18 protein-coding genes are annotated in these 16,640 nt (G+C 67.8%); 9 read left to right on the top strand and 9 right to left on the bottom strand.

The window, feature by feature from the left end; translation table 11 throughout:
- Window positions 1–132: 132 nt before the first annotated feature.
- The 8 genes from rpmH to SACGLDRAFT_RS21255 all read left to right on the top strand — a co-directional run bounded on the left by rpmH (window position 133) and on the right by SACGLDRAFT_RS21255 (window position 5,456).
- Complete coding sequence (gene rpmH / locus SACGLDRAFT_RS22150) at window positions 133–276, top strand: 50S ribosomal protein L34 (protein ID WP_005467123.1); 144 nt, start codon at window positions 133–135, stop codon at window positions 274–276.
- Window positions 277–307: 31 nt separating this feature from the next.
- Window positions 308–673, top strand: a complete 366-nt coding sequence (rnpA, locus tag SACGLDRAFT_RS22145) for a ribonuclease P protein component (protein WP_083852974.1) — start codon at window positions 308–310, stop codon at window positions 671–673.
- Window positions 670–1,002, top strand: a complete 333-nt coding sequence (gene yidD / locus SACGLDRAFT_RS21280) for a membrane protein insertion efficiency factor YidD (RefSeq protein ID WP_005467121.1) — start codon at window positions 670–672, stop codon at window positions 1,000–1,002. Before rnpA ends, yidD begins: the two co-directional genes overlap by 4 nt.
- A gap of 5 nt (window positions 1,003–1,007) precedes the next feature.
- Window positions 1,008–2,072 (top strand): membrane protein insertase YidC, encoded by a 1,065-nt coding sequence (yidC, locus tag SACGLDRAFT_RS21275; protein ID WP_005467120.1) that lies wholly within the window; start codon window positions 1,008–1,010, stop codon window positions 2,070–2,072.
- Between the two features lie 24 nt (window positions 2,073–2,096).
- Window positions 2,097–2,636 carry a Jag family protein gene (locus SACGLDRAFT_RS21270; RefSeq protein WP_005467119.1) on the top strand — a complete coding sequence of 180 codons (540 nt, stop codon included), beginning with the start codon at window positions 2,097–2,099 and terminating at the stop codon, window positions 2,634–2,636.
- Between the two features lie 162 nt (window positions 2,637–2,798).
- Window positions 2,799–3,491, top strand: a complete 693-nt coding sequence (gene rsmG, locus SACGLDRAFT_RS21265) for a 16S rRNA (guanine(527)-N(7))-methyltransferase RsmG (RefSeq protein ID WP_005467117.1) — start codon at window positions 2,799–2,801, stop codon at window positions 3,489–3,491.
- Window positions 3,492–3,630: 139 nt separating this feature from the next.
- Window positions 3,631–4,476 (top strand): ParA family protein, encoded by an 846-nt coding sequence (locus tag SACGLDRAFT_RS21260; RefSeq protein ID WP_198283591.1) that lies wholly within the window; start codon window positions 3,631–3,633, stop codon window positions 4,474–4,476.
- Window positions 4,473–5,456, top strand: coding sequence for a ParB/RepB/Spo0J family partition protein (locus tag SACGLDRAFT_RS21255; protein ID WP_005467115.1), 984 nt, complete (start codon window positions 4,473–4,475; stop codon window positions 5,454–5,456). Before SACGLDRAFT_RS21260 ends, SACGLDRAFT_RS21255 begins: the two co-directional genes overlap by 4 nt.
- A 63-nt stretch (window positions 5,457–5,519) precedes the next feature.
- On the opposite strand, the gene SACGLDRAFT_RS21250 is transcribed toward SACGLDRAFT_RS21255, so the two are convergent.
- Together SACGLDRAFT_RS21250 and SACGLDRAFT_RS21245 are read right to left on the bottom strand one after the other, a co-directional pair.
- Window positions 5,520–6,470, bottom strand: a complete 951-nt coding sequence (locus SACGLDRAFT_RS21250) for a D-alanine--D-alanine ligase family protein (protein ID WP_005467114.1) — start codon at window positions 6,468–6,470, stop codon at window positions 5,520–5,522.
- A 63-nt stretch (window positions 6,471–6,533) separates the two neighbouring features.
- Window positions 6,534–7,868 (bottom strand): aminotransferase-like domain-containing protein, encoded by a 1,335-nt coding sequence (locus tag SACGLDRAFT_RS21245; protein ID WP_005467113.1) that lies wholly within the window; start codon window positions 7,866–7,868, stop codon window positions 6,534–6,536.
- Between the two features lie 199 nt (window positions 7,869–8,067).
- Here SACGLDRAFT_RS21245 and SACGLDRAFT_RS21240 point away from each other — a divergent pair, with 199 nt between their 5' ends.
- Window positions 8,068–8,706, top strand: a complete 639-nt coding sequence (locus SACGLDRAFT_RS21240; protein ID WP_005467112.1) for a GNAT family N-acetyltransferase — start codon at window positions 8,068–8,070, stop codon at window positions 8,704–8,706.
- A gap of 109 nt (window positions 8,707–8,815) precedes the next feature.
- Here SACGLDRAFT_RS21240 and SACGLDRAFT_RS21235 read toward each other — a convergent pair whose 3' ends face one another.
- The 7 genes from SACGLDRAFT_RS21235 to murJ all read right to left on the bottom strand — a co-directional run bounded on the left by SACGLDRAFT_RS21235 (window position 8,816) and on the right by murJ (window position 16,573).
- Window positions 8,816–9,964, bottom strand: coding sequence for an N-acetylmuramoyl-L-alanine amidase (locus SACGLDRAFT_RS21235; RefSeq protein WP_005467109.1), 1,149 nt, complete (start codon window positions 9,962–9,964; stop codon window positions 8,816–8,818).
- A gap of 223 nt (window positions 9,965–10,187) precedes the next feature.
- Window positions 10,188–10,514, bottom strand: a complete 327-nt coding sequence (gene trxA / locus SACGLDRAFT_RS21230; RefSeq protein ID WP_005467108.1) for a thioredoxin — start codon at window positions 10,512–10,514, stop codon at window positions 10,188–10,190.
- A gap of 23 nt (window positions 10,515–10,537) precedes the next feature.
- Complete coding sequence (gene trxB, locus SACGLDRAFT_RS21225; RefSeq protein WP_005467107.1) at window positions 10,538–11,530, bottom strand: thioredoxin-disulfide reductase; 993 nt, start codon at window positions 11,528–11,530, stop codon at window positions 10,538–10,540.
- A gap of 111 nt (window positions 11,531–11,641) precedes the next feature.
- Window positions 11,642–12,454 (bottom strand): hypothetical protein, encoded by an 813-nt coding sequence (locus SACGLDRAFT_RS21220; RefSeq protein WP_005467106.1) that lies wholly within the window; start codon window positions 12,452–12,454, stop codon window positions 11,642–11,644.
- A complete protein-coding gene (gene sigM / locus SACGLDRAFT_RS21215; protein WP_005467105.1) occupies window positions 12,451–13,053 on the bottom strand; it encodes an RNA polymerase sigma factor SigM in 603 nt (200 codons plus the stop codon). Before sigM ends, SACGLDRAFT_RS21220 begins: the two co-directional genes overlap by 4 nt.
- A gap of 70 nt (window positions 13,054–13,123) precedes the next feature.
- On the bottom strand, window positions 13,124–14,644 hold the full coding sequence (locus SACGLDRAFT_RS21210) for a protein kinase family protein (RefSeq protein ID WP_005467104.1): 1,521 nt from the start codon (window positions 14,642–14,644) through the stop codon (window positions 13,124–13,126).
- A 96-nt stretch (window positions 14,645–14,740) separates the two neighbouring features.
- Entirely contained in the window at window positions 14,741–16,573 is a 1,833-nt protein-coding gene (murJ, locus tag SACGLDRAFT_RS21205; protein WP_005467103.1) for a murein biosynthesis integral membrane protein MurJ, read from the bottom strand.
- Window positions 16,574–16,640 lie beyond the last annotated feature (67 nt).

Raw genomic sequence — 16,640 nt, 5'->3', positions numbered from 1 at the left:
TACCCTCGTAAGGTCTACCGCCGACAGCGGCGCCCTTCGGCCTGCCCACCTTTCAGTGCCGGGTGTGGGCCGGGCAGCCCCGTCGCGGTGGCACCGACGACCGATCGCCGCAAGACCAGGAGAACGACTGCCGTGAGCAAGGGCAAGCGCACCTTCCAGCCGAACAACCGTCGTCGCGCGCGGACTCATGGGTTCCGGCTGCGGATGCGGACGCGCGCGGGCCGCGCGATCCTGGCGGCCCGCCGTCGTAAGGGCCGCAACCGGCTCTCCGCCTGACGACGTCACAGCCTGCGACGACGGGGCCGGCGTGCTACCAGCCGACGCTCGTCTGCGGCGTAGCGACGAGTTTCGTGCCGTGATGAGGGGCGGCGTCCGTGCGGGGCGCCGCCGTTTGGTGCTGCACGTGCTCGTCTCCTACGGCGAGAGGAGCAAGGCGGGTTTCGTCGTGAGTAAGGCCGTCGGCAACTCCGTCGTCCGTCACCGAGTCACCCGGCGACTCCGGCATCTCGTCGCGCAAAGGCTCGGAACCTTACCCGAAGGCAGTGCGTTGGTCGTTCGAGCACTACCTGCGGCCGCACAGGCGTCGAGCGCGGAACTCGGCGCGGACCTCGACGCGGCACTAAGGCGGTTGGGGCTGTCGTCCCCCCGCGACAACACTGGATCAACGGCGTGAACAAAGATCGTGCGGCCGGCGCTCACCCGGCCGAAGAGCACAACACCGCCGCGCCGACCCGGCCGACGCCGGTGGCGTGGGTCCTCCTGCTGCCGATCCGCTTCTACCGCAAGGCGATCTCCCCGTACCTTCCCCCGATGTGCCGGTTCTATCCGAGCTGTAGCGCCTATGCGGCCGAAGCGCTCACTCGCTTCGGGGCCGCCCGCGGCACCTATCTCGCCGTGCGCCGGTTGCTGCGCTGCGGACCGTGGACCCCACCGGGGCGAGACCCGGTTCCCGAGAAGTTCAGCTTCCGGTACCAAGGCCCTGGTATGTCTACCGAGGAGTAGCTCTAGTGCTCGACTTCATCTACTACCCTGTGTCGTTCATCCTCTGGGTGTGGCACAAGGTCTTCGGTTTCGTCTTCGGTGAAGACAACGCCATCGCCTGGATCCTGGGCATCGTCTTCCTGACCTTCACGATTCGCGGACTGCTGTTCAAGCCGTTCGTGAACCAGGTGCGGTCGATGCGGAAGATGCAGGACTTCGCGCCCGAGGTCAAGAAGATCCAGAAGAAGTACGCCAACGACCGCCAGCGTCAGGCGATGGAGCTCCAACGGCTCCAGAAGGAGCACGGCGTCAACCCGCTCGGCAGCTGCCTGCCCATGCTCCTGCAGATCCCGGTCTTCATCGGTCTGAACTGGGTGCTGCGGAACTTCCGTCCCGGCGCGGAGTCGAACTACTTCTTCAACGCCGAGGACGTGGCCTCCTACGTCGACGCGCAGATCTTCGGAGTCAACCTCGGGGAAGCCATCAACCACCTCGGAATGGCGGGTGGCAGTGGAGAATCCGGCTGGCACTGGGACGTCGCTCCGGTCGCCGTGCCGCTGATGATCGTCGCGAGCATCGCGACGCACTTCACCGCACGTCACTCGGTCGCCCGGCAGAACCCGGCCGCCGCGACCCAGCAGACCGCGGTGATGAACAAGCTGACGCTGTACATCTTCCCCGCGGGTGTTCTCGTCTTCGGTGCCTTCTTCCCCATCGGTCTGTTGATCTACTGGCTCTCCAACAACGTGTGGACCCTCGGCCAGCAGCGCATCGTCTACAAGCGGATCGACAAGGAAGAGGAAGCCAAGAAGCAGGCCGCCAAGGAGAAGCGGAACAACCTGGCGCCGAAGCCGGGTCAGAAGCCCAAGGTGGGCCAGAAGCCGCGGCCGGGTCAGAAGCCCGCGCAGAAGCAGGCCTCGCAGTCGGGCGCGCAGCCGAAGCAGCAGAACTCCAGCGACAACACCAAGAACGGTAAGTCCCCGAAGAGCAGCGGCAGCAGCGTGCGCGGTGGTGCCTGGGCGAAGAACGGCGGGAATCAGCGGAAGCCCGCGGGCCAGGGCAAGAAGGCACAGGGACGCAAGCGGCGCTGACGCGGGGCTGGAAGGAGAGAGGACATGTCCGATACGGCCGAGGTTGTCGGCGCGGGACAGGGTGACACCGCGCCCGTGGCGGGAAACGCCGCGGACGACAACGAGGAGCTGTTGGTCCGCGAGGGCGACATCGCCGGTGACTACCTGGAGCGCCTGCTCGACATCCTCGACTACGACGGCGACATCGACCTCGATGTCGAGGCGGGTCGCGCGGTGGTGAGCATCGACGGTGGGGACGACCTCGACAAGTTGGTCGGTCCTCGGGGCACGGTGCTCGAAGCGCTTCAGGAGCTGACCCGGTTGGCGGTGCAGCAGGAGACCGGCACCCGGAGCAGGCTGATGCTCGACATCGCGGGCTGGCGCGCGGCTCGCCGCGAGGAGTTGCGGGAGCTCGGTCGCTCCACGGCGGAGTCGGTTCGTGACTCCGGCCAGCCGGTTCGGCTTCAGCCGATGAGCCCGTTCGAACGCAAGATCGTGCACGACGCGGTGGCGACCGTGGACGGTGTCACGAGCGAGAGCGAGGGCGAGGAGCCGAAGCGCCGGGTCGTGGTGAAGCCCGTGTAGCGCGTTTCGGCGTTCATTCGCAGAGAGCGGCCCGCCAGGGAGAACCTGGCGGGCCGCTTCGCGTTTCACGTGAAACACAGGCTGTCGGCGCGGCGTCGTGCCCCACGGGGACAATCGACAACAGCTCGTTTCACGTGAAACGGCGTCCGGGAGGAGTGTCATTTGGAGTCCGAACGTGTTGAATCCACGATCCCGTCGGAGGCGCGGCTCGTGTTCGGTGAGCACGTGGAGCTCGCCGCCGAGTTCGTCGAGCTGCTCGCGTCGCACGGAGTGGAGCGGGGCCTGATCGGCCCGCGAGAAGTGGGTCGACTGTGGGAACGCCACGTGCTCAACTCGGCCGTACTCGGTGAGCTCGTTCCACGGGGGGCTCGGGTCGTCGACGTCGGCTCCGGGGCCGGCTTCCCCGGAATACCTCTCGCCATCGCGCGTCCCGATCTCGATATTGTTCTCCTCGAACCCATGGCTCGCCGGGTCGAATGGCTCACCGAGGTGGCGGAGACGCTTTCCCTGTCGGTGACCATCGAGCGCGGCCGCGCGGAGGAGAAGGTGGTGCGACGCCGGATCGACGTTGCCGATGTCGTGACCGCCAGGGCGGTCGCTCCGTTGGCCCGGTTGGCCGAGTGGTGCGTGCCGCTCGTTCGTCCCTCGGGCTCGCTGCTCGCGTTGAAGGGGCAGACGGCGGCCGAGGAGATCGAGCGGGATCGGTCCGCCGTCCGCAAGGCCGGTGGTGGCGAACCCAGGATCGTGCGGTGCGGCGCGGAAGTTCTCGAAACGCCGACCACCGTGGTTGCTATCGAACGGGTGGAGTCGGGGCCATCCGGAGTTGCGCGGAAACGCGGACGGAAGAAGCACTGAGAGGATTGGCGCAGCGAATGACGAGCAGTACGGAGCGGCGGATGTTCCACGTGAAACAACACGGCGCGACGACGGTGCGAGGTGGTGCGCGGTGAGCTCCTCCCCCGAACTCGGCAGCACCCCGATCGCCGAGGAGGCGATGCGCGCGGCACGTGTCCTCCACCCCGACGCGAACTCCATGCCACGTCCCGCTCGACGACGTGTCATCACGGTGGCGAACCAGAAGGGCGGCGTCGGTAAGACGACGAGCACGGTGAATCTCGCCGCCGGGCTCGCCCTCCACGGCGTGCGGACGTTGGTGGTCGATCTCGACCCCCAGGGCAATGCCAGCACGGCGCTCGACGTGGACCATCGTTCCGGAACTCCGTCGGTCTACGAGCTCCTGCTCGGCGAGGTCTCGTTGGTCGATGCCGTTCAGACGAGCACCCAGTCACGGGACCTGCTCTGCGTTCCGGCGACCATCGACCTCGCCGGCGCCGAGATCGAGCTCGTCTCTGTGTCGCAACGCGAATCCCGACTCAAGGAAGCGCTCACCAAGGAAGCACTCGACACGCTCGGGGTCGACTACGTCTTCATCGACTGTCCGCCATCGCTCGGTCTGCTCACTGTCAACGCTCTCGTTGCCGCGCACGAGGTGCTCATCCCGATCCAGTGCGAGTACTACGCGTTGGAGGGGCTGGGGCAGCTGCTGAACAACATCGATCTGGTGCAGCGGCACCTCAACCAAGGCCTCAGCGTCTCCACCATCCTGCTGACGATGTACGACGGGCGCACGAAGTTGGCCGACCAGGTGACCCAGGAGGTCCGCAGGCACTTCGGTGACGTCGTGTTGCGCACCGTGATCCCGCGGAGCGTGAAGGTCTCCGAGGCGCCGGGTTACGGACAGACGGTACTGGCCTACGACCCCGGTTCCCGCGGAGCGATGAGTTACCTGGACGCGGCGCGGGAGATCGCCGAACGTGGATCGAACAGGGAGCGACGATGAGCGAACGCAGAGGCGGACTGGGGCGTGGCCTGGCCGCGTTGATCCCCACCGGACCCGCCGGTTCGGGTGGGAGCGGCACCGAAGCGAAACGGGCCGACACGGGGTGGTTCGCCGCCAACGGATCGGTGCCCCCCAAGGGCGGCGAGGTGGCCGGCGCGGTCTACCGCGAGGTGCCCGTCGACTCGGTGAAGCCGAATCCCAAGCAACCGCGGCAGGTCTTCGACCAGGACGCCCTCGCGGAACTCGAACACTCGATTCGCGAATTCGGGCTCATGCAGCCCATCGTGGTCCGGCAGTTGCCCGGTGACGAGTACGAGCTCGTCATGGGGGAACGCCGGTGGCGGGCCGCGCAGCAAGCCGGGCTGGACGTGATACCGGCCATCGTCCGCGAGACCGCTGACGAGGCGATGCTGCGCGACGCGTTGTTGGAGAACATCCATCGGGTCCAGTTGAACCCGCTGGAGGAGGCGGCGGCCTACCAACAGCTCCTGGACGAGTTCGGTGTGACGCACGAGGAGTTGGCCGCTCGCATCGGACGGAGTCGGCCCGTCATCACGAACACGATCCGGCTCCTGCGCCTTCCCCTGCCGGTGCAACGGAGGGTGGCGGCCGGGGTGCTCTCCGCGGGCCACGCTCGGGCTCTGCTCTCCTTGGACGACGCCGACCGGCAGGAGGAACTCGCCGCGCGGATCGTGGCGGAGGGGCTGTCGGTGCGCGCCACCGAGGAGGCGGTCACGCTCGCCAAGAGCGAGTCGAAGCCCAAGCCGAAGAAGGCGGCTCGCAAACCGGTCAAGATGCCCGGTGTGGATGCGCTTGCCGAGCGCCTGTCCGATGCGTTCGACACGCGGGTGAAGGTGGACGTCGGTCGTCGCAAGGGGCGCATCGTGGTCGAGTTCGGCTCGGTGGAAGACCTCGAACGAATCGTGGCCCTGATGACCGCAAATCAGACAAAACCGGCACTCAAAACCGATGACCGATGACACCGGGTCGTTTCGTCACGGTGACGATTCCTGGATCGGTCGTGGACGTCGTCCCGCGACCGATCAACCTCCCCGCTGAACGGCCTTCTGCACGAGATCGGTGAACACGGCCCCGAGCGAGGTACCCGCGGCCTCGAACGCCATCGGGACCGTGGACGTCTCGGTGAGGCCGGGCGAGGAGTTCACCTCCAAGAAGTAGACGGTGCCGTCCTCCGCGACGATGGCGTCGGTGCGGGAGATGTCGCGCAGCCCCAGCAGCGAGTGGGCGCGTACAGCGAGCTCCTGCACCGCCTGTGTCGTTTCCTCGGACAACCGAGCGGGTGCGAAGAAGTCGGTGAGCCCCGCCGTGTAGCGCGCCGTGTAGTCGTAGACCCCGCCCTCCGGAACGATCTCCACCGGCGGCAGGGCTTCCGCTTTCCCGTCCCGGTCGACCACGGCCACCGCGACCTCGACACCGTCCACGAAGCGCTCGGCGAGCACCGTGTCGCCGTAGGCGAGGCAACCGACCATCGCGGCGGGCAGATCACCCGCGTCCCGCACCACCTGCGCGCCGAGTGCCGAGCCGCCCTGGTCGGGCTTGAGGATGAGTGGCAGGCCGAGGCTCTCCACCATCGCGTCGAGTACCGGCTGCGCGCCCAGCTCGCGGAACGTGCTGTGGGGCAACGACACCCACTCCGGGGTGGCGAAGCCGGCGTTCCGAATCAGTGCCTTGGCGAGCGGCTTGTTCCACGCCTTGCGGCAACCGTTGGAACTGGTTCCCACGAACGGCACGCCCACCATCTCCAGAATGGTCTGGACCGATCCGTTCTCCCCGGCTCCGCCGTGCAAGGCGACGATCGCGGCGTCCGGCTTGTCGTCGCGAAGGCGATCGAGCAATTCGGCGTCGGTGTCCCACTCCTGCACCGTGAGACCTTGATCGCGCAACGCGACGGACAGCCTTCGACCCGATCGCAACGAAACGTCTCGCTCGTGCGACAGTCCGCCTGCGAGAACGGCGACAGTGGCCTCGACCAACGCGGGACTCCTCGGAGTTGTGTGGGGACGTGAGGGGGAAGGTGTGCGGGCGCGCCCGCGACGTCAGGCCGTGTCGGGGCTCGGGAACTGTGGACCCGACACGGTGCGCGTGGTCACGCTACCGAAGGTGCGCATGAGCTCCATTTCGGACTCCAGCACCCCGGCGAGCCTACGGACACCCTCGCGAATGCGCTCGGGGGTCGGGTAACAGTACGACAGTCGCATCTGCCTGCTGCCGAAGCCGTCGGCGTAGAAACCGGTGCCGGACGCGTAGGCGACGCGGGCCGTCACCGCCCTGGGCAGCATGGCCTTGGTGTCGACCCCTTCCGGAACGGTGACCCACACGTAGAAGCCGCCTTCGGGACGGGTCCACGTGCACCCGGCGGGCATGTGCTGCTCCAGGGCCGAGAGCATCGCGTCGCGGCGCTCGCGGTAGTTCTCCCGGAAGGTCTTGATCTGACCCTTCCAGTCGTGGGTGGCGAGGTACTTCGACACGACGAGCTGGTTGAGCGTCGGCGGGCACAGGGTGGCCGACTCGGCCGCCAGCACCAGCTTCTCGCGCACGGCGTGCGGGGCGAGCACCCACCCGACCCGCAGACCGGAGGCGAACGTCTTGGAAAACGACCCGAGGTACACCACGTTCTCGGGTGCCATCGAGCGCAGCGACGGGTAGGTCTGGCCGTCGAAACCGAGCAGCCCGTACGGGTTGTCCTCGATGATGAGGACGTCGTGCTCGGCGCAGATCTCGACGATCTCCGCGCGTCGTTCGGGGGACAAGGTCACGCCGGCGGGGTTGTGGAAGTTCGGGATGGTGTACAGGCACTTGACCCGACGGCCCTGCTCGCGGGCCCGCGAGAGCGCCTCGCGCAGGTTGTCGGGCACCAGGCCGTCGTCGTCCATGGCGACGTGCACGACCTGGGCCTGGTAGGCGGCGAAGGAACCGAGGGCGCCGACGTACGACGGGCCCTCGGCGATGACCACGTCACCGGGGTCGCAGAACAGCCGGGTCACCATGTCCAGCCCCATCTGCGAACCGACGGTGACCACGACGTCGTCCGGGTGAGCGGTGATGCCCTCCATGGCCATCACCTCGCAGATCTGCTCGCGCAGCGTCGGGATGCCCTGGGCGGAGCCGTACTGCAGCGCCGTGAGCCCGTCCTGCGCCACGATCTCCGCCATCTGGTGCGACAGCGACTCCAGCGGAAGCGCCGCGAGGTTGGGCATGCCTCCGGCCAGGGACACGACCTCGGGACGACTGGCCACCGCGAAGAGTGCCCGAATCTCCGAAGCCGTCATACCGGCGGTGCGCGCGGCGTAGCGGTCGATGTGCGGATCGAGGTTCTGCCGACCGGGCTCGGAGTTGGGCCGAGCCTGCTGGGGAGGCTGGGAGGAAGTCATAGACACATCGCTTCCGCTTCGCGAAGGTTGCATGTCATTGGGGGACGCCCCCGCTGAAGGCGTGCGTCGAGTGTAACTTCAGTCCCTGGTCTGTTTCCGGGCTTGGCGGGGCTTCTCACAGACCCATATGCTCGGGCGGGGCTTTCGGCGGTCGAGGCGGGCCGCGTTCGACCATGTTTCTCTTCGTGGGGAGGGTTCGGTGCCGCGACGCGTCGTCGGCGTCACGCTGGACAACCTGGAGCATCTCCCGCGCAAGTGCAGGCGCTGCGTGTACTGGGAGGTCGCTCCTCATCTGAAGGAGCAGGCCGAGCAGTTCGGCGAGACCGAGGTGGAGAAGGAAGCCTGGGTGTCGTCGGTGCTGCTCGAATGGGGTTCCTGTGGGCGGATCATCTACAGCGGTGAACTGCCGGTGGGGTTCGTGCTGTACGCGCCGCCGAACGCCGTGCCGAGAGCCGGTGCCTTCCCCACCTCGCCGCCGAGCGCGGACGCCGTGCTGCTGACGGCGTTCCACGTGCTGCCCGAGTTCCGCGGCAGCGGCTTGGGACGGGCGTTGGTCCAAGCCGTCGTCGCCGATCTGACGCGTCGTGGCGTCCGGGCCGTCGAGGCGTTCGGGGACGAGCGCGAGGAGGTGGACGCCGACGAGCACGTCTGTGTCGTTCCCGCCGCGTTCCTGCGGAGCGTGGGCTTCAAGACCGTGCGGCCCCACCCCCGGTGGCCGCGGTTGAGGATGGAGCTGCGTGCGGGCATGGCGTGGAAGGCCGATGTCGAGGCCGCCCTGGAGAAGCTGCTCGGGCAGGTCAGCGTGACCACGGCCGCGCCCAGCGCCGCCCGAACGTAGCAAAATTACCCACACCCTGTGGATAACTTGTCGAGTTATCCACAGGGTTGTCCACAGGAGGGGCGGGTCCATCCACAGTTTCACTCGGCTGTGGTGGACAACTCCGGGGTTATTCGGCCTTGAGTAGCTCGTGAGCCAGGACGTCGGCGAACGTGAACGTGCCCGTGGGCTGGTCGTTCTCCCCGAGCAGGTACAGCCGCTTCACGGCGATGAGGATGCCTTCGGCCACCACGTCACGAAACGCCGGGTCCGACAACCGCTTCCGGTCCTCCTCGTTGGTGAGGTAACCGATCTCCATGCGCACCGCCGGGCAGCGGGTGCGGGTGAAGATGTCCCAGGTCTTCGGGTGGGTACGGCAGTCGAGCATGCCCGTCCGCGCCGCGAGTTCCCGCTGGATGTAACCGGCCAGCAGTTCCCCGACCGTGGACGTCGTGCCGTTGCCCGTGCCGAAGTGGAAGCTCGCGACACCCTGGGCGCGGGGCGAGCGGTTGCCGTCGCAGTGCAGTGACAGGAACAGGTCCGCACCGGCCTCGTTGGCGAACTGCGCCCGCTGCAACTCCGACGGGCTGTGGTCGGGGCCACGGGAGATCAGAGCCTCCATGCCCGTGGCCTTCATGCGGCCCTCCAGACGCCGCGCGAGGTCCCACACGATGGCCGACTCGTGGACCCCGGCGACCGACACTCCCAGGTCGGAACCACCGTGGCCGGGGTCGATGACGATGCGCTTGCCCCGCAGCCGGGGCCCGGACCTGCGTAGATGTTCCTGCTCGCGCAGAAAGACGGGCCGGCCACCACGCGCGCGTGGCGAAAGCTGTCGTAACGCCCGCACGGTCGCCGGACCGCAGATTCCGTCGACCACCAATCCGTAGTCGCGCTGGAAGTTCTTCAGTGCCCGTTCGGTCTGGGGACCGAACCCGCCGTCGGGCCGGCCCGCGTCGTACCCGAGTTCGGTCAGCCGCTCCTGAAGAGCGAACACGTCGTCGCCGTGCACGGGAGACGAGACCAGGTAGGCCAGTGGCCTGCTACCGAGGTGATAGGTCGAGCCGCGCAGCGCTCGGTAGGTGGCGGGGCCCACCACCCCGTCCGTGATGAGCCCGCGCTGCTGTTGGAAAGCGCGAACGGCGTGCTCGACCTGCAGGTCGAAGTGCGATCCGTTTCCGTTCGTCTCGTTGCTGGACGGAAGGAGTTCCAGCGCCGACAGCATGGACCTGATCTCGGCGACTTCCGGTCCGGTGTCGCCGCGGCGGAGTACCCGCATGCACTCCTCGCTATTCCTTGGGCACCTAGTGCGATCGTGGTTCGTGCAGATGTTCGTGGGCCGCGGGGGGCCTTGCTGTCTCTATTGTGCCGTGAGAACGGAGCGTGAGAACGAAGGGCTGCTCGGTCTCATAACCCACACGGATGGCCGAATGAAAGAAAACCCAGGAGCGCCACCGGATGGGCGCATCCTGGGTTTCGAGGTCGTCGGGCACGACCGAGCCTTACTGCAACACGTCCGCCAGGTCGGCCAGCAGAGCCGCCTTCGGCTTGGCGCCGACGATCTGCTTCACCGGCTTGCCGTCCCGGAAGAGGATCATGGTGGGGATGGACATGACCTGGTAGTCCCTGGCCGTGTTGGGGTTGGCGTCGGTGTCGAGCTTCGCGATGCGGAGCTTGTCGCCGTGCTCGGCCGCGATCTCCTCCAGCACCGGCGCGACCATCTTGCAGGGTCCGCACCAGGTGGCCCAGAAGTCCACGAGGACCGGCTTGTCGTGGGACAGCACCTCGTCGGCGAACGTGGCGTCGGTCACCTCAACGGTGTTCGTCATCATCTCTCCTGTCGTGGGTCGGGTCAGTTGGCGCGGGCGGCGTACCCGCCACCAACGAGTTCGGTGCTCTCGTTCGCCTCGGCGACGTCGGCGTGTTCGGCAAGCCAGCGTTCCGCGTCGATCGCCGCCGAGCAACCGGAGCCGGCAGCCGTGATGGCCTGCCGGTAGGTGCGGTCCACCAGGTCACCCGCGGCGAACACGCCGTCGAGGTTGGTGTAGGAGCTGCGTCCCTTCGTGAGCACGTAGCCGTCCTTGTCCAGCTCCACTTGACCCCGCACGAGATCACTGCGCGGGTCGTGGCCGATGGCGAGGAAGAAGCCCGTGACGTCCAGGGTGGACTCCTCGCCGGTCACGGTGTCACGGAGCTTGAGCCCGCTCACCTTGCCGTCACCGAGCACCTCGGTGACCTGCGAGTTGAGCCGCCACTTGATCTTCTCGTTGGCACGGGCCCGCTCCAGCATGATCTTGGAGGCGCGGAACTCCTCGCGGCGGTGAATGACGGTCACGCTGCGGGCGAACTTCGTGAGGAAGGTCGCTTCCTCCATCGCCGAGTCGCCGCCGCCGACCACCGCGATGTCCTGGTCGCGGAAGAAGAATCCGTCGCAGGTCGCGCACGAGGAGACCCCGTGGCCCAGCAGGCTCTGCTCACCGGGAACATACAGGTACCGCGGAGCCGCCCCCATCGCCAGGATCACGGCGCGTGCCGCGTACCGCTTGCCGTGGGCGGTGACGTACTTGATCGGCCCCGTGAGTTCGAGCTTCTCGACGTCCTCCTGCCGAAGGTCGGCGCCGAAGACCTTCGCCTGCTCCCTCATCTCCTCCATGAGATCGGGGCCCTGGATGCCGGAACGGAATCCGGGGTAGTTCTCGACCTCGGTCGTGGTCATCAGCGCGCCCCCGTACTGCGTCCCCTCGAACACCAACGGTTCGAGTTGCGCACGCGCTGCGTAGATCGCGGCCGTGTACCCCGCCGGGCCGGACCCCACGATGATGAGGTTTCGAATGTCTTCGCTCACCTGCGCCCTCCGCTTCGACGCCGCCAGATCACTGCCTACTCACCCTGGTCAACAGCATCGTAGGCGGGACTGTTCCCGGCGGATCGAGCGACGGAGGGCACAGCGACTTCGTCAGTTCTGTCCGCCGACGGTCTCGTCCATCAGCAGGCCGGGGTTGTCGGGCCCGCAGTCCGGAGCGAGAGCCACCAGCCTGAACTGCCCCAACTCCCCGGTGGTGAGCAACACCATGACGGCTTCGGTCCCGTCGATGGTGACCGGACGGAACCCGACCGGTTTCACCTCGGGGTCGATTCCGTTGGCCCCCAGGCAGGCGTCGAGTCGTTGCTCGTCGCCCAGCGGACCGTAGTCCCTGACGTTCGTGATCTCACCGACAGCAGCCGAAAGGTTTCCGCTGTCGACCGCCAGCGCAGGCGTGCCTCCCACGCCTTCCTCCTGGCCCCCCGTTCCGGGAATCACCAGGAAAGCGGCGGCGACCACGGCCGCTGCCGCGGTCAGCAGGCCGGCGCCCCAGCCGAGGCGCTTCTTCCGCTTCGCACGTGCGGCGTCGAGGCTCACGACGTTGGCGTTCCCCGCGGCAGGTTGTGGCGAGGGCTGCGGTGCCTCGGCCGCCTGGTTTGCCTGTGTCGCCTGTGTCACTTGGGGCTGGGTGGCCCCTGCCCGGCGTTCCCGTTCCAACGCGGCGTCGATACGGCTGGCCACGTCAGCGGGTATGGGTTCGACGTCCAGCTCGGCGAATCCGGAGAGGTCGGCCTTGGTGGACTCCAGCGCCTCGATGATGGCCCTGGCATCGGGGTCAGCGTTCACTCGCGGCCACAGTTCGGCCGCTTCCTGCTCGTCCAGCACTCCCGCGTGCAGGTCGGCGAGCACGTCGACAGACCATGGGGGGCCGACTAGCCCGCCACGCCCCCTGCTTTCGTCCGTCATCGTCCCTCCCCGTGTTTGCTTTCGTGAGTTGGGACGTCACCCTCGTTGCTCGGGTTCCGTAGATGACCAAGAAGTTTCGCGAGCTTTGCCCGGCCTCGGGCGCAGCGGCTCTTCACGGTCCCTTGCGCGATGCCCAACATCTCCGCCGTCTCGGCAACGGAGTACCCCTCCACGTCAACCAACACGATGGGGACCCGTTGTTCTTCCGGCAACTGGTCGAGCGCTTCCTTGATGACCAGCCGGGTTTCGCGTTCCGACATCGAATCGCGTGGTACGGCGGGTTCGTGGTGCGGTGTGTCGGGCAGGGGCACCGTGGGCCGGGCCTGCCTACGCCGTACCCGATCGAGGCACGCGTTGACCACGATCCGGTGAAGCCACGTGGTCACCTGGGACTCGGCTCGGAAGTTGGAGGCGGCGCGGAACGCGGAGATGAACGCGTCCTGAAGCGCGTCGGCGGCTTCCTCGGGATCGCGGACTGTGCGCAGGGCCACAGCCCACATCCGGTCGCGATGTCGCCGGACGAGCTCGTTGAAGGCATGAGGATCTCCAGCCGCATGTGCGGCTATCAGATCGGCGTCCGTGGGCGCTGCAGCGGTCACTCGCCAGAGCGTACTAAGTTGATGACGCGCTGTTCAGGGAGGACCTCCCGCATCGCCCGAAGACACGCCATCACTTCGTTGGCAGAAACGACACTTCCGCGAGCTGAGACTGGAACTCGGGCTCCGACCCCGAGAGGGTCTTGATCCACACGATGACGTACTGGCTGGAGACGGGCTCGTCGAGACTGAGTTCGGTGGTGCCGCCCTGCAAGCGGCCCGAGGCCACCGTCCGCGTCGCCTCCAGCGCGGGATCCGGGGAGTCGGCGACCCGGATCTCGATCTCCGTTCCGGGGGTGTCGGAGAGCACGCGCACTCCCGCCAGTTCGATCGGTTGGTCGAAGCTGGCGAGCAGGCCCACGCCTGTTTTGAAGGTCGGGAACTGCTGCCGGTACGCGTCGGTTTGCCAGGCGGTGTTCTCGTCACCGTCGACGGCGTTGGGAGCCTCCGCCTCGCCGTCGCCCTCCCCCTCGGGGTTGTAGACGCTCACCTCGGTCGGTGTCACCGGTGCTCCCAGCGAGCCGCCCTGCCCGCCACCGTCGTCCTGACTGTCCGGTGTCTGCGTGGTGCTCTGTTCCGCGAGGTTGACGGGCGGGCCCGACGGCGGGTCGTCGCGGAAGAAACTGATGGCCATCATGCCCACCCAGGCCAGCGCCGCGGCGGCCGCGATGACGAGTGCGGTCACCCCGAGCGCGAGCTTGCGACGGCGTGCGGCGTCCTTGACCGGCTTCTTGGTGGTCCACACCGTGCCGTCGGGGTCGACGTTCTCCGGCTGTTTACGGGTGCGCTCCTCCGCCGAGGCGACTTTGTCGAGCACTCGTAGGATGGCGGCGCTGGTGCGGATGCCTCCCTGGCCGCCGTCGGAGACGGTCCGTACCGCCAGTGCCGACATCTCCCGTGGAACGCGCGCGTCGAGCGTGTGCGGCGGAACGGGATCTCCGTTCGGATCGCGGGGTGCGGGAGGGAGCGCGGGCGGGCCTCCCGGAAGCGGCCACCGTCCGGTGAGCAGCAGGTACAGCACGGCCCCGAGGGCCTTCACGTCGTCGCGCAGCGTGGTGTGCGGTGGCGGGGCCGGGAAGGCGAGCCGCAGCCTGCCGTCCGGGGTGACCCGGAGTCGTTGCGGGTGGTCGATACCGAGCACGAGCCCCGACTGGTGAGCCCGCTCGACGGGTTCGGCAAGGGCCTGCACCATTCTGGCGGCGGTGCTGGGCGGGATGCGCTTCTCGCGGACGAGGTCGATGAGGTCGGTACCTTTGGTCCACTCCGCCACGACGATGCCGAGCAGCCCTTCGCTGGAGCTGATGCCGTTGCCGAGCGTCAGGACGTCCAGCACCTTCGCGACGCTGGGGTGTGCGAAGTTCGCGGTGTGGGCCGCGCGTTCGAGCGTTCTCCGTCCCTGCCGGGCCGCCTCCACGTTGGCGGGGTCGCCGACGAGGATCGTGAGAGCGACGTCCCGGCGGAGCTGGCCGTCGCGGGCTCGCCACAGGTGGGCGCCACAGCGTTCGTCGATGCCGAACTGGGCGAGCAGGCGATAACGACCGTCGCCGACCACCCCGCCGGGCGCCAGCGATCCACCGTGTGTTCGAATGCCCACTCGGTCGCCCTCCCCCTGCTGATTCGCCTCACACAGTGTCTGAAACGAGGGTACGTGAACGACGGGGGAGAGCGTGGGGCGTCCGTGCCGAGCGGGTTAACCGCGACGGAGCAAAGCGGATATTCGACGCGTGACGGGCGCGAGTTCGTCCACTTTCAGTGCGATCAGTACCCCGAACGACACCGCGAGGCCGACGACGCCCTGGAGGACGAGGGTCACCCACGCCTTCCCGATCTCGCCGAACAGGTCGGGCACGATCCGTCCCACGAGAGCCGCCGCGAGCGCGCCGAGGCCGCTCGCCACCACGGTGAACAGGATGACCCCGAGCACGCGCCTGCTCCGCAGGTTGCCGAGCTTGACCCACAGCCACACCTGCCCCATGACGGCGCCCACCACGAAGACCAGCGAGTTCACCATCATCACGCCGAGCACCACGTTGACCGGGTCGAGAATCGTGGAGGCGAGGTACAGCAGCGGGATCTTCACCGCCGTCATCACGCACATGATGAGCGTCGGGGTGCGCGAGTCCTTCATGGCGTAGAACACCCGCATCTGGAGCATCACGAGCGCGTACGGCACTAGGCCGAACGCCGACACCGCCAACGCCTGACCGAGTCGCTCCGCGTCCTCCACCGAGCCCTTGCCGAGGGCGAACAGAGCCACACCGATGGACGGCCCCGCCACCGCCATGACGGCGGAGACCGGCATCAGCATGATCGTGGTGATGCGGGAGCCGTACGACAGGTCTCCGACGAGTTTGCGGTGGTCGCCGTCCGCCGCGGCCCGGCTCATCTTGGGCATGAGCGCGGTCAGCAGCGACACCCCGATGACGCCGTACGGCAACTGGAACAGCAGCCACGCGTTGGAGTAGATCGACGGACCACCGGCCGCTCCGCCCGTGAGCACACGGGTGTTGACCACCATGCCGACCTGGCTCACCGCGACGTAGCCCAGGATCCAGGCGGCGAGGCCACCGAACTCCTTGAGCCGTTCGTCGATGCCGAAACGCCACTTGAACCGGAAGCCCGAACGGCGCAGCGCGGGCACGAGGAACAGGGCCTGCGAGACCATCGCCGTGAGCACGCCGAGGCCCAGCACGAGAACCTGGGGGTCGGTCATGCGGGTGGGCACGATGGTCGGGTCGCCCGGCACCAGCGCGAACGCCGCGATGGTGGCGAAGATGACGAGGTTGTTGATCACCGGTGCCCACTGCGCGGGACCGAAGATCTGTTTGGCGTTGAGGATGGCCGACAACACCGCGAACAACCCGTAGAACAACAGGCCCGGTAGCAGGAGATACGCGAACCACGTGGCCAGTTGCGGGTCGGCGTCCCCGCTGTCGTCCATCAGCAGCCCCGTCAACCACGGTGCGCAGGCGGTCGAGACCACGGTGCCGATCCCGAGCACGGTGATGGCGAGTGTCAACAGGCGTTGGGTGTACGCCTCGCCGCCGTCCTCGTCGTCCTGCGACCGCACCAGCAACGGCACCACCACGCTGGTGAGCACACCGCCGAGCAGGAGCTCGTTGATGATGAGCGGAAGCGTGTTGGCGACGGTGAAGGAGTCGTAGAGCACACCGAGCGTGGCGACCCAGGCCAGCATCACCTTCCACGCGAAGCCGGTGATACGGCTGGTGAGCGTGGCGATGGCCATACGGCCACTGGCCTTCGCCAGCGACGGTGCCTTCTGCTGATCGTCCTTCGGCCGGTCGAGCTGGACCTCGGGAAGCCGCTCCCCGATCGGCTCCGCCGCGATGCGCGGCATCATCCGGGTCGCGAGCTCGTCGTAGGGCCGCAGCACGTCGGGGTCGGCCGCGGGCCAACGCACTCCCGGCGGGATACCGCGTTCCCGCGGGATGAAGATCGTGCGTTCGGTGTCGGTCGGCGGCACGGGCCGCCGACGCTGTGCCTCCTGCCGCCACGGCCTCACCGGCTGACGCCGCGGTTGCGGTGAACGACCACGCCGAGGAGCCACCGGTGGCGCTCCCCGGCCGTGC

Origin of the sequence: Saccharomonospora glauca K62 (assembly GCF_000243395.2) — a bacterium.
In the GTDB taxonomy this organism is placed as follows: Bacteria; Actinomycetota; Actinomycetes; order Mycobacteriales; family Pseudonocardiaceae; genus Saccharomonospora; species Saccharomonospora glauca.
Note: the sequence above shows the minus strand (reverse complement) of the source record. Positions and strands in the feature narration are given on the sequence as shown.

Excerpts from the sequence above, each read along its gene's own strand:
- SACGLDRAFT_RS21270 (WP_005467119.1), top strand. The coding sequence starts at position 2,097 with ATGTCCGATACGGCCGAGGTTGTCGGCGCGGGACAGGGTGACACCGCG.
- SACGLDRAFT_RS21260 (WP_198283591.1), top strand. The coding sequence starts at position 3,631 with ATGCGCGCGGCACGTGTCCTCCACCCCGACGCGAACTCCATGCCACGT.
- SACGLDRAFT_RS21255 (WP_005467115.1), top strand. The coding sequence starts at position 4,473 with ATGAGCGAACGCAGAGGCGGACTGGGGCGTGGCCTGGCCGCGTTGATC.
- SACGLDRAFT_RS21245 (WP_005467113.1), bottom strand. The coding sequence starts at position 7,868 with ATGACTTCCTCCCAGCCTCCCCAGCAGGCTCGGCCCAACTCCGAGCCC.
- SACGLDRAFT_RS21235 (WP_005467109.1), bottom strand. The coding sequence starts at position 9,964 with ATGCGGGTACTCCGCCGCGGCGACACCGGACCGGAAGTCGCCGAGATC.
- trxA (WP_005467108.1), bottom strand. The coding sequence starts at position 10,514 with ATGACGAACACCGTTGAGGTGACCGACGCCACGTTCGCCGACGAGGTG.
- SACGLDRAFT_RS21220 (WP_005467106.1), bottom strand. The coding sequence starts at position 12,454 with ATGACGGACGAAAGCAGGGGGCGTGGCGGGCTAGTCGGCCCCCCATGG.